Genomic DNA, 14448 nt, shown 5'->3' on the forward strand with positions numbered 1-14448 from the left:
CGAGCTGTTTTTTTTGAACATTCATGCAAGGAGTGAATACAGTGACTTATCAAACAATTCCAAATTGGCTTATGAAGCGGGCGGACTTAACTCCAGATCGTATAGCGATATCGGCACCAAGTGGTGTATTAACATTTCGGCAGCTTCATGAACAAGCTCTTGGCTTAGCCGAGAAATGTGTGTCGTTAGGTATAAGAAAAAGCGATATGACAGCCATTTTAGCTTCCAACAGTCTTGAAATGGTGATATTTATTCATGCGATGAAGTATATTGGCGCAAAGACATTGCTGTTAAACACACGTTTAACATCCCATGAAATGCGATTTCAATTGGAAGATGCGGGTGTTAAAACATTGTTGGTAAATGAGGACTTTTTACATACTGCAAAAGAGGCTCAAGTTTATCTGGACATTAAGATTCATACTTTTAAAGAGGTCATGCAGACATCTAAACAAACGTTTGATTGGATTAAAGAGTTCCAGCTGGATAACATTGATACCATTATGTATACATCCGGTACGACCGGAAACCCAAAAGGGGTCATGCAGACTTATGGCAATCACTGGTGGAGTGCTGTTGGTTCAGCTTTGAATCTTGGGCTTCAGGATAAGGATGCTTGGCTTTGTACTGTACCTCTTTTTCATATTAGCGGTCTATCCATATTAATGAGAGGTATCATTTATGGTATGAAAGTGGTCTTGCACGAGAAGTTTGATCCTTCCCTTGCTAATCGGGCGATTAAGGAAGAGGGGATTACGATTGCGTCGGTCGTCACGGCGATGCTTTCAAGAATGCTGGATGACTTAGGGGATGAGGCATATCCATCCCATTTTCGCTGTATGCTACTAGGGGGTGGACCGGCTCCATTGCCTGTTCTTGAAAGATGTTCGGATTTAAATATTCCGGTCTATCAAACATATGGAATGACCGAGACCGCTTCTCAAATCGTGACACTTCCCCCCGAGTACAGTCTCACTAAGCTAGGATCAGCAGGGAAACCCTTATTTCCTTGTGAGGTACAAATTCAAACAAGACAAGGTGAAAAAGCGGAAGCCAAGCAGCCGGGGGAAATTGTGGTAAAAGGTCCGAATGTCACCGAAGGCTATTTAAATCGGCCGGAAGCCACGAATGAAGCGCTTCAAAACGGATGGTTTCATACAGGAGATATCGGTTACCTCGATGAAGAGGGGTTTTTATATGTTTTGGACAGGCGCTCTGACTTAATTATATCAGGGGGCGAAAACGTGTATCCTGCCGAGATAGAATCTGTGCTGTTATCGCATCCGCTCATCATTGATGCAGGTGTAACAGGAATGGAAGATGAGAAATGGGGACAAATTCCATGTGCGTTTCTTGTGAAACAAAAAGGCGCATTTTTGACTGAAGAAGAGGTCAAACATTATTGCCTGGAGCGTCTGGCGAAATACAAAGTACCCCATCATATTTATTTTGTAGATGGACTGCCCCGCAATGCGTCCAATAAACTTGTACGCCGTCAGTTGCCTTTATTATTAGAGAAGTATGTAGGAAAGCAAGATGAACATTAAGTACGTTATACTGCGCTTTATCAAGATGGATTTATTGGCCCCGTTTGTGACGAGCTACGGAAAGGTACAAAAGCGTGAAATGATTTTAGTCGAAGTGGAAGACACAGACGGGGTAACGGGATGGGGAGAGGTTGTTGCATTTTCCATCCCGTGGTACACAGAAGAGACCATTCAGACTTGTTTCCATGTGCTCGATGAATTCCTTATTCCCTCTTTGTTAAAAGGTGAATGTAAGCATCCTGAAGATTTGACCGCTGTTTTTTCTCCTGTGAAACGAAACCGCATGGCAAAAGCGGGATTGGATACAGCTTTATGGGATCTATATGCCACAAAGAGAGAAAAGCCCCTTGCCTCAGTACTTGGAGGTACCAGAAATAAAATTGAAGCGGGTGTGGTGATCGGAATAGATGATATTCCGAAAATGCTGGCCAAAATCGAACAGTATTTAAAAGAAGGGTACAAACGTTTTAAAGTGAAAATTAAACCGGGATATGATTATGAACTCATTAGGCAAATTCGAAAGGAATATCCTTCTCTTCCTTTAATGGCAGATGCCAATTCAGCTTACACCTTACATGATATAGAAAGGCTAAAACTTCTTGATGAATTTGAGCTCATGATGATTGAACAACCCTTAGATTCGGATGACATTGTGGATCATGCTAAGCTGCAGCGGGAGATCATGACCCCCATCTGTCTTGATGAAAGCATCGTTTCATATGATGATGTTCGTAAAGCGATTGAACTGGGGAGCTGTCAGATTGTGAACGTAAAGGTAGGACGAGTAGGAGGGTTAACAGAAGCGAAGCGAATTCATGATTTATGCTTGGACCAACGGATTGATTTATGGGTTGGAGGAATGTTGGAATCTGGTGTATCCCGCGCCCATAATATTGCTCTTGCCTCTCTACCGGGATTTACGATTCCAGGAGACATTTCAGCATCATCCCGCTACTGGGAAAAAGACGTCATCGTGCCTGAAGTAATAGTGACGGATGGTTATATTCAGGTCCCATCAAAAATTGGAATGGGTTTTGAAATCGATAGAGAATTTTTGAAAAAAGTTACATATGAAACAAAAACATATAAGGCTATGTAGCTTTGTATGACTCAGGCTGACTAATGAGTTAAACAGCAAGAGATCTTTATTTTTGCATGGAATGAAGAGTCGACAAAAATTTTGATTTTATGAAAATAAATGTGATGATCCATTGGAGGGGTGTCCTCAAACGACATGGTTTTCGTCGTTTGGAGCCATCCCTCTTGTCGAATGAGGGATTTTAATTTAAAGTGGAAAAAACAGTTGTCAGATGAAAATTTTAGCTTTATAATGAATGAGACAACAAGATATAGTTATTTTCTGTTTGTTAAAATACAACATATTGTGTTGCTCAGTGAAATAGGTGTTGCGAAAGCAACTGAAAAGGGAATCCGGTGGAAATCCGGAGCTGTACCCGCAACTGTAATTGCTGATGAAATAAGGAAACCCACTGTGAAGCTGCTTCATGGGAAGGCCTTAAAGTAGGATGATGCATAAGTCAGGAGACCTGCCTATTTTACATCGTGCTATCTTCTTCGGGAGGTGAGAGGATAGAACGTGAGTGGAGAAGGTGTCGTGTACCCTTTTCCCATTCCGTTCTATTCGCTCATCGAACTCCGATGGGCGTTTTTTTATTGAAAATTGAAAAAGGAGGAAACGGTATGGAAAATACTTATGCGGCAGCCATGACAAACAATGTGACAACATGCTTAGAGGAGCTTGTAGATTCATTTCCGCAATTAGATTTTGTATCTTATCGTGAAAAGATTGGACATGCTCTTTCATACAAAAATGATATGACAGAAGAACAAATCGGTAATTTGCTGGTTTTATCCGCTTTGGAGAGAATATCAGTAGAAGAGCCGAACTGGACGTATGCAGCTGCCAGAGTATATTTGGGCCAGCTGTATAGAAAGGCTGCGATTTCGAGAGGATACGAGGCTAAAGAAAAATACGGGTCATTGTATGAGCTGATTCGATCTTTAACGGATATCGGAATTTACAGCGAAAATCTTTTGAACGAATATACCCAAAATGAAATTGATAGTCTGCAGCAAATCATCGTTCAGGAGCGGGACCACTTGTTTACATACATCGGTTTGGTGACATTGGCGGACCGTTACCTGGCCAAGTCGCACAGCGGTGATGTGTACGAACTGCCGCAAGAGCGCTTTTTGATTATCGCGATGACACTGATGATGAAAGAATCAAAAGAGAAGCGTTTGGAACTCATTAAGGAAGCGTACTGGGCATTGTCGAACTTATATATGACCGTTGCGACACCGACACTGGCGAATGCGGGGAAAAGCTACGGACAGTTATCGAGCTGCTTTATTGATACGATCGATGACAGCTTGAGAGGAATTTATGACAGCAATACGGATATTGCGACAGTTAGTAAAAACGGTGGAGGTATCGGTGCATACCTGGGGAAGGTAAGAAGCCGCGGAAGTGATATTAAAGGGTTTAAAGGTGTTTCAAGTGGCGTTAAGGAATAGCGCCTGCAGGCAGTAATGTTTGTATAAAAAGGCGGTCAATTGCTGGAAAGACCGAGTATATCAAGGTAGGATGATACGCAGTAATGACGTATTGACCCCTGAAAATCCAAGATTGCGGTTAATCAGCAGCCAAGCTTCCTGAGATAAGTTAGGAAGAAGGTCCAACGACTAAGTGGTTATAAAAGTAATTTTACAACCCGAGCCGCCTATCCAATTTTTTCTTGAGTAGAAAGGTTAATTTTATAGAGTTACTTAAAAGAGCCAAAAAGGAGGTGGCAATAGTGGCATATGATAAAAACTATGTAAGAAAAAACATCCATTCAACTGTAATTTTTGTGGCGAAGAATTTTATGCTTACAAAAAAGGAAAAGCGACTCAAAAATTCTGTAGCCAAAATGTAGTAATGAAGCTCAGAAAAATGGTAAAGAGTATGAGTGTGAAACAATCAAAAATAAAAATATCTTTCGGATCAAAACTCAAGAAAATTAAAAAATTGGATAATGATATAGTCTGAACTCTATGGCGACATAGAGAGGTAGGCAGAAATGACCTATCCCTTCATCTTTATAACGAAGAGTAACAATTTTGAATTCCGTGGATGAAACAGCTTAACAACACTGCGGTTAGCGTGGATCAATTAGGTCAGCGTCAGGGTGCAATTGCAGTTTTTTTAGATGTGACCCATAAAGATATCTTCTCATTTTTGGATACACGGTTAAATAACGGAGACGAGCGTCAGCGCACTCATGATCTATTTACAGGAGTCTGCATACCGGATTTATTTATGGAAAAGGTAGAAGCGCGTGAAGAATGGTACATTTTTGATCCCCACACGATTCGGAAAGTAATGAATTACAGTTTAGAGGATTACTATGATGAGGAAGAAGGCAGCGGAAGCTTCCGTACTAAATATTTTGAGTGTGTTCAGGCAGCAGACCAAGGTTTGTTTGGTGAAAGAGGTTTGTTATGGGATGTCGTGCCCGCCATTGAAATTTTCAAAGGCATCATGAAAAGCCAGCTTGAAACCGGTACACCTTATATGCTTTATCGCGATACAGTAAATCGGATGAATCCGAACAAGCATGCAGGCATGATTTACGGTTCTAATTTATGTACAGAGATTGCTCAAAATATGAGTATCACAAAAGTGACAGAAGAGAGATTGGAAGACGGGAGAATTGTAGTGACGAAGGAACCGGGAGATTTCGTTACTTGTAATTTATCCTCTATTAATTTAGCGAAAGCTGTCACAGAAAACGTGTTAGAAAGATTAATCAAGATTCAAAGTCGTATGCTTGATAATGTGATTGACCTAAACGATCTGCCTGTTCTGCAAGCGAAGCTCACAAACGAAAAATATAGGGCAGTGGGCGGGGGTACATTTGGATGGCATCATTTACTGGCCTTAAAAAAAATTGCCTGGGAGTCTGAGGAGGCTGTCCAATACTGTGATGAACTGTATGAGAACATCGCTTACTTGACGATAAAAGCAAGCATGGAGTTGGCCGAAGAGAAGGGAGCCTATCCTTTATTCCAAGGATCCGATTGGGAGACAGGTGCATATTTCGAGCTGCGCGGCTATGTATCAGACGAATGGAAAGAGCTTCGGGAGCTTGTGAAGCAAAAGGGTATCCGCAACGGCTACTTATTGGCAGTGGCACCTAACTCATCTACATCCATTATCGCCGGATCCACCGCAAGCATTGACCCAATTTTCCGCAAATCCTATTCAGAGGAAAAAAAGAACTATAAGATTCCAGTTACCGCTCCAGATTTGAATGCTGAAACAACATGGTACTATAAATCAACCTATCATATTGATCAAAGATGGAGCATTTTACAAAATGCTAAACGTCAGCGTCACATTGATCAGTCTATCTCTTTTAATCTGTATGTGCGTAACGATATTAAGGCAAAAGAGCTGTTGGACTTGCACATGATGGCCTGGAAGAACAAGCTGAAAACGACGTATTATGTTCGATCTACGTCCAGCGAAGTCATTGATGAATGTGAAAGCTGTCACAGCTAAAGGGGGAGAAACAATGACAACATTAATACAACGGGCATTAATGGATGAACAAGCTCCTAATCGTGCCACAAGCATCATCAACGGAAGCAGCTCCAACATTTTAAACTGGGATGATGTCCGCTACCCATGGGCATATCCGAAATATAAGCGCATGCTGGCTAATTTCTGGACCCCGTTTGAAATCAATATGAGCCAGGATATTAAACAATTTCAGCTTTTGACCAAACAGGAGCAGGAAAGTTTTTTAAAGATTATCGGGTTGTTGGCCTTATTAGACAGCATCCAATCTGATTATGCTAAAAAGGCGGCAGACTATATTACGGACTCATCTGTCAATGCTTTGATGATCATGCTGGCACAGCAAGAGGTCATTCATACTCACTCCTACTCATACGTTTTATCCAGTCTTGTATCTAAAACAAAACAGGATGAGGTGTTTGAATATTGGCGTACAGAAGAAAAGCTTCGTGAACGAAATGATTTTGTGACAAATGGATATAAACAATTTTCACAGGAACCGACCGTAGAGAACTTCTTAAAATCCATTGTATTTGATATTATTTTAGAGGGACTGTTTTTCTACAGCGGGTTTGCTTTCTTTTACAATCTGGCACGCAATCAAAAAATGCTGGCAAGTTCTACAATGATTAATTACATTAACCGTGATGAACAAATTCATGTTGGATTGTTTGAGCAGATTTTTAAAGAAGTATTGAGCGAATATCCTCAATACCGAACAGGGGAATTAAAGGAATTCGTAATTGAAACATTCAGGGAAGCAGCCCGCCTCGAAATCGAATGGGCCAATGACGTCATTGGTGAAAAGTTTAATGGAATAACGATGTCTGAACTGACGCAGTATATTCAATATATGGCAAATAAGCGCTGCAATCAGCTGGGGTTTGGACGTCTGGCTTTTCCGGACGCGCCTATTCATAATCCGCTTCGCTGGATCATCGCTTACCAGGAAGTGGATTTAGGGAAAACGGATTTCTTTGAACAAAGATCAAGACAGTATACGAAGACATCTGATGTGAATGGTTTTGATGAATTATAAGGAGGAAAATTTGTGCAGCAAGAAAAGGCGATGAATGAATCAAGGGTTGTTCAAACAAGATTAGTGCTGCCCCCTGATACGAACCACTTAGGCTCTATTTTTGGCGGAAAAGTATTGGCTTATATTGATGAAATTGCGGCAATATCTGCGATGAAGCATTCAAGATCAACCGTGGTTACCGCTTCAATTGACTCTGTTAATTTTTTATCCTCTGTCAAAGCAGGAGATATTTTAACGCTTGAATCGTTCGTTACGGGAACGGGAAATACATCGATGGAAGTGTATGTCCGTGTTCATCGGGAAAACTTGAAAACAGGTGAACAAACACTGACGACGACTTCGTTTGTAACGATGGTCGCCGTAGACGACGAGGGAAACTCTAAACCGGTACCAAAGGTCGTTCCTCAAACAGAGGAAGAAAAGTGGCTTTATACTTCCTCAAAAGAACGGCGGGAAAAAAGAATGAAATAGTCAAAAAGGGAGGCTCGTAAAGTCTCCCTTTTTGTGTTAATCCATCTCCATTAAGCCTAGTTCCACTGCACGATGTGCAATGATATCATCAATCTCCGCCGGTAAACCATCTAATGACCCAAACTCATACTGCCATAAGTTTGTAAAGGAGTCGACGCAAATTGGGAATGTCATTTGATTTGATGTTTTAACTTCATTTTTAAAAGAATTGATTAAACTATCGCGGTTCATGGCTTAACCCCCTGAAATATGTAGTAAAAAAGGCATCCCCAATGCGCTAAGCGTCGAGGATACCTCCTAAACAAATAACTTTTCTTTCTTCAACGTTTCCTGAAGAAGTACCCTTGAATCTATAGAAATTTATTCATTACTTGGTTTGAAGGTCTTGCAATCAGTTTCACGGCTGTTAGAAGCCCGTTCTCCCGTATGGCTGACAACATAGATGGCATCAGCACCGCAACGGTTGCCTTGATTCCAGTAGTGACAGTTGTTTACTTCGCATAATACGTCTTGTGCCATCGTAACTCTCCTCCTTTTGATAACGTACACGTTTAGCTTCACCATTTTGAATAAGTTTATCCCGCTCTAGCGGACGATAAAATTCCCAATTCCTCAAGGAGGAGAAAACTGCCTGCATGATGGAGTCAATGACACATGATGAAAATCAATTGAGAATTTTTATCAATCTCATATTGACAAAGAGAATCATTCTCAATTATTCTGTAAATAGATTGAATAGTGGCAAAGCGAAAAGATTCTACATAAAGAGGGAGAGAATCAAAAGGAGGAACAATATGTCTTCAATTATGGTAGTAGGCGGGGATCGCTTAAAGCATATTACGAACCGCTTAGAAAATGAAGGGTATACAGATATCATTCATTTGGATGGAAGAAAATCAAGTATGGTGAAAAGAGAAATCCCAGAGCATACTGAATTTATATTGGTCATTACTGATTTTATTAATCATAATATGGCGAAAGTGATAAAGGAAAAAGCAAAGAAGCAAGAAAAACCGATTTATTTTGTAAAACATTCATGGAGTGCCATTCAAAAAATTATTCGACGAGAAGCATAATCAAGAATGTTTTATTTTTTAATCAACATTGAGAATGATTATCATTTTATGTGTGTTGAGGATGTTTGAATCAATAGTAGGAATTTATCGGCTTTTTCCTTAGAAACTTAGTTTGTCAGCAGTCCCAAGTGGTTCCTTCTTTTTTAGCTAATAAAATAAGAAACCATAAAAGTGCTTTCTTATTAGCATAAGTGCAACGAGGCGATCGCCGTCGCCTAAAGGCTCGGCAATCGCCTCGTTTCCTTTATCAAATTTTTTTCCTTAAATAGCTGCGATCTTTCATAAATAGCTTCCAGAAGTACACAAAGCCCGGAAAAAGGATAGCGAATCCCACAATATAAGAGATAAACAATGCACGGAACATAGCGGGGTGTGTAAACCCGGATTCGATCGTTACGTTGGGGAAGACAACGTATGGCAGATGTGCCCTTCCATAAGCATAGCTAGCCAGGAAGTATTGCAGTACGGTTGATACAACAGCGATTCGAGGCATCCCAATCGTTTTACGTGAAGGGATGAATAAAGCACCGCCCGTTACTATAAACATGAGGGCAGAGCTGATCAGCCAGCCTCGAAATTCCATCATATTATCGTAAAGCCATGTTGCTTCCTGACGCATCGTCAACATAATAAAGAGGGCCATCAACAGTGCAATCGGTCCAAGAATGATGGCATCCCGGCGATATATTTTATATGCTTCAAATTCTTCCGATACTTTAGAGAAATCGGCTAAAAGCAGGGATGACAGGAACAAAGTGGAACTAACGGCAAAGCCGATGAAGGCATATACATTCAGGCTCGTAAATAAAGTGACTAAATTCAGCTTATCCGTTCCTTCGATATTGTCGATATAGTTTCCGTGTGTGATTGGCAGCACACAAATTAAAAAAGCAGGAATAAGAAGGCCTGAAATCCCTGAAATATAGGTTAGTACTTTTTCGTAATCCTTTGCCATATGCGAGAAGACAAGAAAGGCGCTTCGGATGGACAACAGTAATAAAATGATGCTTCCCGGAATCAAAAGAACAGTACCCAGCGTAAACGTAGCCCCCGGGAAAAATGAGAAGAGCGCTACAACGATGGCTACAATGAACACATTCGTTACTTCCCATGTGGGGGATAAATAACGGTTTGCAATGTTTGTCGCATTCGTCTTCTCTTGATTAATATATACCATGGACCAGAACCCCGCTCCAAAATCCATCGTGGCCATGACCGCATAAATAAAGATGAATCCCCATAGTATCGATATTGCCAATAATGCTTCGGTCATCATATCAATATGACACCTCCTTATGATTCAGATTGAACTCCTAAATCTTTTGCTACAGGGTGGCGCTTAAAGTAATATTTTAAGACGAGTACAACTGCTATTCCTAAAATGATGTAGACGATCAAGAACGAAGTAAACAGCCCTCCTAACCTAGAAGAGGTTGTAACTGCTTCCGATGTTTTCATAATTCGGTAAATGACCCATGGCTGACGGCCGGTGCAGGAAAAAATCCATCCGCATTCAATAGCAAGAATAGAAAGAGGGCCCCCTGCTATATATAGCCACATCAACCATTTCGGAAAGACTTTGCGTTTTAAAATTTTGTACCAAAACAGTCCGAACAGAGCTGCGGTCAGAAGGAATCCCCCAATAAGGACCATCCCATTGAACAAAGTGTGAATATACAATGGAGGCCAATATTCTCTGGGAAAATCGTCAAGGCCGACAACGACCGTATCAAAGCTGTTTCCAGCTAAAAAGCTAAGGGCCCATGGAATTTCTATTGCGAACTTCATTTCTTTCTCTTTGACGTCGGTATATCCGCCAATGGCTAAAGGAGCGTGATCTTGTGTTTCGAATAACCCTTCAGCGGCTGCCAGTTTTTCCGGCTGGTACTCATGCAGGAATTGTGCGGACTCATGTCCGTTGAGAGCTGTCAAAAGTGAAAAAATAAATCCTGCAGTTAAACTTAGCAGCAATGCTTTCTTATAGAAGTTATAGACCGCGGTCTCTGCTTTAGCACGGAGCATTTTGTAAGCCGAAATGGAACCAAGCACAAAAGCCCCTGTCATAAAAGCCGATACAACGACATGGAATGCGAATACGGTGAAGCTGGGATTGAAAAAAGCCGCCCATGGATCAACATCGACAATCTCCCCATTTTCGATTCGAAAACCTGCTGGTGTTTCTTCAAATGAATGGACGTTTGTAATTAAAATAGCAGAAGCTGCACCGCCGATTGCCACCATGGTAACACTGAGTATTCTCATAGCCGAAGGGAGGCGGTCAGCGGCATAAACATAAATCGACATAAATAATGCTTCAATGAAAAATGCATAGATCTCGATTTGAAATGCAAGTGCCATTACCTTCCCGATTACTTCCATAAAACCTGGCCAAAGAAGGTTGAGCTGGACACCGGCAATTGTTCCAGTAGGAATGGCAACTCCGAGCAATACAGCAAACCCTTTAGTCCAGCGTTTAGCCATAATGGCATACTCTTTATCCTTTGTTTTTTGATACAGAAGTTCAGCGAGTAGTATCATGAGAGGAATACCTACTCCGAGAGTGGCAAAAATAATATGGAATGCCATCGTCATACCGAACAGTGAACGTGCGAGTACTAAATGATCCATCGAAACTCAACCTTTCCAATAAAGTACTGATGTCCCTTATTGTCCACTTTTTACCACATATTATGCACATAAAATGAAATGGAGCATAAAATTTGAAAACAGTAATCATTACGGTTTATGATGGAGATATCATATAAAAGGAGAGATGATAATGAAACCGAATATGCATCCTGATTATCGTAAAGTAGTTTTTATGGACGTCAACAGCGGCTATAAATTTTTAACCGGGTCTACTAAGTATTCCAATGAAACCATTGAGTGGGAAGATGGAAACACTTATCCGTTAATTAAAGTAGAGATTAGCTCCGATACGCATCCATTTTATACTGGAAGACAAAAATTCGCCGATCGTGATGGCCGTGCGGAACGATTCATGAAAAAATATAATTTGAATAAATAAAAAAGCTTGCATCGCAAGCTTTTTTATCGTTAAGAAGTATAAATTATGTTTTGAAATTGTTTAGCTGCATGAGCCGGCTCCTGCGGTCATTTGACCCCTTCCTAAGGATTATTGCCATTTAACCTTTTTCATACAAAAAATTTGTATATAGCTCAAGTAATTTATATAATTTTTATAAGTACAAATAAATTGATTAGGGAAGGAACATGTATCATGACAGTATTACAGGAAATTTTATCGTTCAATGAGCAGTTTGTAAGTAAGAAAGAGTATGAAAAATATCAAACAACGAAATTCCCCGATAAAAGGCTGGTCATTTTATCTTGTATGGATACACGGCTGGTAGAGTTATTACCGCATGCGATGAATTTACGTAATGGCGATGTTAAAATCATTAAAACGGCCGGGGCGATTGTCGCCCATCCATTTGGAAGTATTATGCGGAGCATAATGGTCGCTGTATATGAGCTCAATGCAGATGAAGTTTGTGTTATCGGTCACTATGACTGCGGCATGGGAAAAATCGAGGCAGATAAAGTTATTCATAAAATGATGTCAGAAGGTGTCAGCAAAGATACGCTTTCTACAATTAGGTATTCCGGAATCGATTTAAAGAAGTGGCTAAGAGGATTTGACAGTGTGGAAGAAAGTGTGGAGCATAGTGTTGGTGTTATTCGAAATCACCCCCTTTTCCCTAAGCATGTTCCAGTCCACGGGTTGGTTATGGACCCTCACACCGGAAAGCTGGATTTAGTTAAAGATGGCTACATAAAATAAAAAGCTGGCCTCAGTAATATGATTGCTCTAGCTTTGCTGTTTTCTTTCGGGAACGGGATCGATTCCTCCAGGATGAAATGGATGACATTTTAAAATTCGCTTGACGGTCAGCCAGCTGCCTTTAAAGGGGCCGAAACGCTTGATTGCCTCAGCCCCGTAATGAGAACATGTGGGATAAAAACGGCAAGTAGGCGGCTTGAGAGGGGAAATGAATGTTTGATAAAAACGGATGAATCCTATGAACAGCTTGGATAAAAACATTTGCATTCTTCCTTTACTTATTTTGTAAGTTAACTATAAAAGATTAGGTACAATTATTCAAATAAAGTGAAACGTTCGACACACAGGACGTTGTGTCTTTAACCTTTGTTCTTTAATACCCTGAGTGTCAGTTGAATCAATTGGGCTCTTACGGGCAGTGACCGATTGATCGTAGCTTGAATTTATTACCTGTAAAAAGGTAATATTTAATTCTTATAAAGTTGATGAAAAAAATCGGAATGAAGTGTATGATAGAGAAAGAATGTAAAAGGAGTGAAGATTATGCCATCAGTTGAAAGTTTTGAACTTGATCATACGGCGGTGAAAGCCCCTTATGTAAGACATTGTGGAGTACACAAAGTCGGAAGCGACGGTGTAGTCAATAAATTCGATATTCGATTCTGTCAGCCAAATAAACAGGCGATGAAGCCTGATGCCATTCATACACTTGAACACTTATTGGCTTTTAACATTCGCAAGCATGCAGAGAAATATAATCATTTTGATATTATTGATATTTCTCCAATGGGCTGCCAAACAGGATATTATTTAGTTGTAAGCGGTGAGCCGACTGTACGCGAAATCATTGATCTATTAGAAGATACAATGAAAGATGCTGTGGAGATTACCGATGTTCCAGCTGCAAACGAAACTCAATGCGGTCAAGCGAAACTCCATGATTTAGAAGGCGCAAAACGTTTGATGCGCTTTTGGTTAGAGCAGAACAAAGAAGATTTAGAAAAAGTATTCGGATAAAAAATAAGGCGGCTCCCCTGGAGCCGCCTTATTTTTTATCTGTCGAGTCTTGATCATTTTGTTGGGAGTCAAGATATGGATTATTGTCCAGAGAATCAACTGTATGTTTATAGTCATAAGCCTTCGATGTTGTTAAAACGCTTAGTAACAGAATAACGATAACGATGACGATACAAATAATCAGAACAGTATACATAACGCTCCCCCTTTATTGATTTCATTGTATCATGTCAATAAAAAAGAGTGTGTTTTAAAAGTGAAAAAAAGGGTATTAATAAGGTAGAAGGAGTGAGGAAATATGTCTAATCAATTAACGAATATTGTCAATACGCAAATTGCAAACTGGAGTGTTCTGTACATTAAATTACATAATTATCATTGGTACGTAAAAGGAGAACAATTTTTTACGCTTCACGCAAAATTTGAAGAGCTTTATAATGAAGCTGCTTTATACATCGATGAGTTAGCTGAACGTTTACTAGCCCTTGAAGGTAAGCCGGTAGCGACGATGAGAGAGATTTTAGAAATGTCCTCAGTAAAAGAAGCAGCAGGAAGCGAAACAGCAACTGATATGGTTTCCAATTTAGTAAGTGATTTCAACACATTAGCAAATGAATTGAAGGAAGGTATGGAAGCGGCAGACCAAGCCGGTGATGAAACAACAGGGGATATGCTATTAGCTATTCACAAAAGCTTGGAAAAACATTTATGGATGTTAAACTCTTTCTTAGGCAAATAAAAAAAACTTGCTCTAGCAGCAAGTTTTTTTATTTGCTCTATGTTAGATTCAAGTGCTGCATTTTGTTGCATATGCTTTCATCTTCTACTGAAAGTATATGAGATGACCCTCCTACACGAATGAATCAAACATAATTAGATTCAACATGATTTTTCAACAAAGCCTTTTT

At 40.2% G+C, this 14448-nt stretch carries 15 protein-coding genes, 2 pseudogenes and 1 riboswitch; of the genes and pseudogenes, 11 read left to right on the forward strand and 6 right to left on the reverse strand.

Annotation, left to right across the window (positions count from 1 at the left end; genetic code table 11):
• Positions 1-41: 41 nt before the first annotated feature.
• The 6 genes and pseudogenes from ACFOU2_RS14935 (at position 42) to ACFOU2_RS14960 (ending at position 7642) form a co-directional block, all read left to right on the forward strand.
• Positions 42-1547 carry an o-succinylbenzoate--CoA ligase gene (locus tag ACFOU2_RS14935; RefSeq protein WP_377916462.1) on the forward strand — a complete coding sequence of 502 codons (1506 nt, stop codon included), beginning with the start codon at positions 42-44 and terminating at the stop codon, positions 1545-1547.
• The gene (gene menC, locus ACFOU2_RS14940; RefSeq protein WP_377916464.1) at positions 1537-2646 is read left to right on the forward strand and encodes an o-succinylbenzoate synthase; all 1110 of its coding nucleotides are present in this window, start codon (positions 1537-1539) and stop codon (positions 2644-2646) included. The genes ACFOU2_RS14935 and menC overlap by 11 nt, the downstream gene beginning before the upstream one ends.
• A 285-nt stretch (positions 2647-2931) precedes the next feature.
• Positions 2932-3116, forward strand: a riboswitch (cobalamin riboswitch).
• Positions 3117-3248: 132 nt separating this feature from the next.
• Positions 3249-4076, forward strand: a pseudogene (locus ACFOU2_RS14945) (ribonucleotide reductase N-terminal alpha domain-containing protein); the annotation flags it as partial.
• 598 nt (positions 4077-4674) lie between these two features.
• Positions 4675-6114 (forward strand): annotated as a pseudogene (locus ACFOU2_RS14950) (ribonucleoside-diphosphate reductase subunit alpha); the annotation flags it as partial.
• Positions 6115-6127: 13 nt separating this feature from the next.
• Positions 6128-7171 (forward strand): ribonucleotide-diphosphate reductase subunit beta, encoded by a 1044-nt coding sequence (locus ACFOU2_RS14955; RefSeq protein WP_377916468.1) that lies wholly within the window; start codon positions 6128-6130, stop codon positions 7169-7171.
• Positions 7172-7183: 12 nt separating this feature from the next.
• On the forward strand, positions 7184-7642 hold the full coding sequence (locus tag ACFOU2_RS14960) for an acyl-CoA thioesterase (protein WP_377916470.1): 459 nt from the start codon (positions 7184-7186) through the stop codon (positions 7640-7642).
• A gap of 36 nt (positions 7643-7678) precedes the next feature.
• Here the strand turns inward: ACFOU2_RS14960 and ACFOU2_RS14965 are convergent, their stop codons facing one another.
• Both ACFOU2_RS14965 and ACFOU2_RS14970 read right to left on the reverse strand, forming a co-directional pair.
• Positions 7679-7873 (reverse strand): hypothetical protein, encoded by a 195-nt coding sequence (locus ACFOU2_RS14965; protein ID WP_377916472.1) that lies wholly within the window; start codon positions 7871-7873, stop codon positions 7679-7681.
• A 129-nt stretch (positions 7874-8002) separates the two neighbouring features.
• A complete protein-coding gene (locus ACFOU2_RS14970) occupies positions 8003-8161 on the reverse strand; it encodes a DUF1540 domain-containing protein (RefSeq protein ID WP_377916474.1) in 159 nt (52 codons plus the stop codon).
• 275 nt (positions 8162-8436) lie between these two features.
• Here ACFOU2_RS14970 and ACFOU2_RS14975 point away from each other — a divergent pair, with 275 nt between their 5' ends.
• Complete coding sequence (locus ACFOU2_RS14975; RefSeq protein WP_377916476.1) at positions 8437-8718, forward strand: DUF2325 domain-containing protein; 282 nt, start codon at positions 8437-8439, stop codon at positions 8716-8718.
• A gap of 247 nt (positions 8719-8965) precedes the next feature.
• Here ACFOU2_RS14975 and ACFOU2_RS14980 read toward each other — a convergent pair whose 3' ends face one another.
• Together ACFOU2_RS14980 and ACFOU2_RS14985 are read right to left on the reverse strand one after the other, a co-directional pair.
• The gene (locus tag ACFOU2_RS14980) at positions 8966-9991 is read right to left on the reverse strand and encodes a cytochrome d ubiquinol oxidase subunit II (RefSeq protein ID WP_377916525.1); all 1026 of its coding nucleotides are present in this window, start codon (positions 9989-9991) and stop codon (positions 8966-8968) included.
• Positions 9992-10011: 20 nt separating this feature from the next.
• Positions 10012-11346, reverse strand: coding sequence for a cytochrome ubiquinol oxidase subunit I (locus ACFOU2_RS14985; RefSeq protein ID WP_377916478.1), 1335 nt, complete (start codon positions 11344-11346; stop codon positions 10012-10014).
• A 151-nt stretch (positions 11347-11497) separates the two neighbouring features.
• Between ACFOU2_RS14985 and ACFOU2_RS14990 the strand changes: the two genes are divergently transcribed.
• Together ACFOU2_RS14990 and ACFOU2_RS14995 are read left to right on the forward strand one after the other, a co-directional pair.
• Positions 11498-11746: a type B 50S ribosomal protein L31 gene (locus tag ACFOU2_RS14990; RefSeq protein ID WP_377916480.1), complete on the forward strand. Its 249-nt coding sequence runs from the start codon at positions 11498-11500 to the stop codon at positions 11744-11746.
• A gap of 213 nt (positions 11747-11959) precedes the next feature.
• Positions 11960-12523 carry a beta-class carbonic anhydrase gene (locus ACFOU2_RS14995; protein ID WP_377916482.1) on the forward strand — a complete coding sequence of 188 codons (564 nt, stop codon included), beginning with the start codon at positions 11960-11962 and terminating at the stop codon, positions 12521-12523.
• Between the two features lie 27 nt (positions 12524-12550).
• Here ACFOU2_RS14995 and yidD read toward each other — a convergent pair whose 3' ends face one another.
• A complete protein-coding gene (yidD, locus tag ACFOU2_RS15000) occupies positions 12551-12784 on the reverse strand; it encodes a membrane protein insertion efficiency factor YidD (protein WP_377916484.1) in 234 nt (77 codons plus the stop codon).
• Between the two features lie 282 nt (positions 12785-13066).
• On the opposite strand from yidD, the gene ACFOU2_RS15005 reads away from it, so the two are divergent.
• Complete coding sequence (locus ACFOU2_RS15005) at positions 13067-13540, forward strand: S-ribosylhomocysteine lyase (RefSeq protein ID WP_377916486.1); 474 nt, start codon at positions 13067-13069, stop codon at positions 13538-13540.
• A 28-nt stretch (positions 13541-13568) separates the two neighbouring features.
• On the opposite strand, the gene ytzI is transcribed toward ACFOU2_RS15005, so the two are convergent.
• Entirely contained in the window at positions 13569-13736 is a 168-nt protein-coding gene (ytzI, locus tag ACFOU2_RS15010) for a YtzI protein (RefSeq protein ID WP_377916488.1), read from the reverse strand.
• Positions 13737-13838: 102 nt separating this feature from the next.
• Between ytzI and ACFOU2_RS15015 the strand changes: the two genes are divergently transcribed.
• A complete protein-coding gene (locus ACFOU2_RS15015; RefSeq protein ID WP_377916490.1) occupies positions 13839-14279 on the forward strand; it encodes a Dps family protein in 441 nt (146 codons plus the stop codon).
• The last annotated feature ends 169 nt before the right edge of the window (positions 14280-14448 follow it).

The sequence above is a fragment of the Bacillus songklensis genome, assembly GCF_042649685.1.
GTDB classification, from domain to species: domain Bacteria; phylum Bacillota; class Bacilli; order Bacillales; family Bacillaceae_H; genus Bacillus_BA; species Bacillus_BA songklensis.

Excerpts from the sequence above, each read along its gene's own strand:
- menC (WP_377916464.1), top strand. The coding sequence starts at position 1,537 with ATGAACATTAAGTACGTTATACTGCGCTTTATCAAGATGGATTTATTG.
- ACFOU2_RS14955 (WP_377916468.1), top strand. The coding sequence starts at position 6,128 with ATGACAACATTAATACAACGGGCATTAATGGATGAACAAGCTCCTAAT.
- ACFOU2_RS14965 (WP_377916472.1), bottom strand. The coding sequence starts at position 7,873 with ATGAACCGCGATAGTTTAATCAATTCTTTTAAAAATGAAGTTAAAACA.
- ACFOU2_RS14970 (WP_377916474.1), bottom strand. The coding sequence starts at position 8,161 with ATGGCACAAGACGTATTATGCGAAGTAAACAACTGTCACTACTGGAAT.
- ACFOU2_RS14975 (WP_377916476.1), top strand. The coding sequence starts at position 8,437 with ATGTCTTCAATTATGGTAGTAGGCGGGGATCGCTTAAAGCATATTACG.
- ACFOU2_RS14980 (WP_377916525.1), bottom strand. The coding sequence starts at position 9,991 with ATGACCGAAGCATTATTGGCAATATCGATACTATGGGGATTCATCTTT.
- ACFOU2_RS14985 (WP_377916478.1), bottom strand. The coding sequence starts at position 11,346 with ATGGATCATTTAGTACTCGCACGTTCACTGTTCGGTATGACGATGGCA.
- ACFOU2_RS14990 (WP_377916480.1), top strand. The coding sequence starts at position 11,498 with ATGAAACCGAATATGCATCCTGATTATCGTAAAGTAGTTTTTATGGAC.
- ACFOU2_RS14995 (WP_377916482.1), top strand. The coding sequence starts at position 11,960 with ATGACAGTATTACAGGAAATTTTATCGTTCAATGAGCAGTTTGTAAGT.
- yidD (WP_377916484.1), bottom strand. The coding sequence starts at position 12,784 with ATGTTTTTATCCAAGCTGTTCATAGGATTCATCCGTTTTTATCAAACA.
- ACFOU2_RS15005 (WP_377916486.1), top strand. The coding sequence starts at position 13,067 with ATGCCATCAGTTGAAAGTTTTGAACTTGATCATACGGCGGTGAAAGCC.
- ytzI (WP_377916488.1), bottom strand. The coding sequence starts at position 13,736 with ATGTATACTGTTCTGATTATTTGTATCGTCATCGTTATCGTTATTCTG.
- ACFOU2_RS15015 (WP_377916490.1), top strand. The coding sequence starts at position 13,839 with ATGTCTAATCAATTAACGAATATTGTCAATACGCAAATTGCAAACTGG.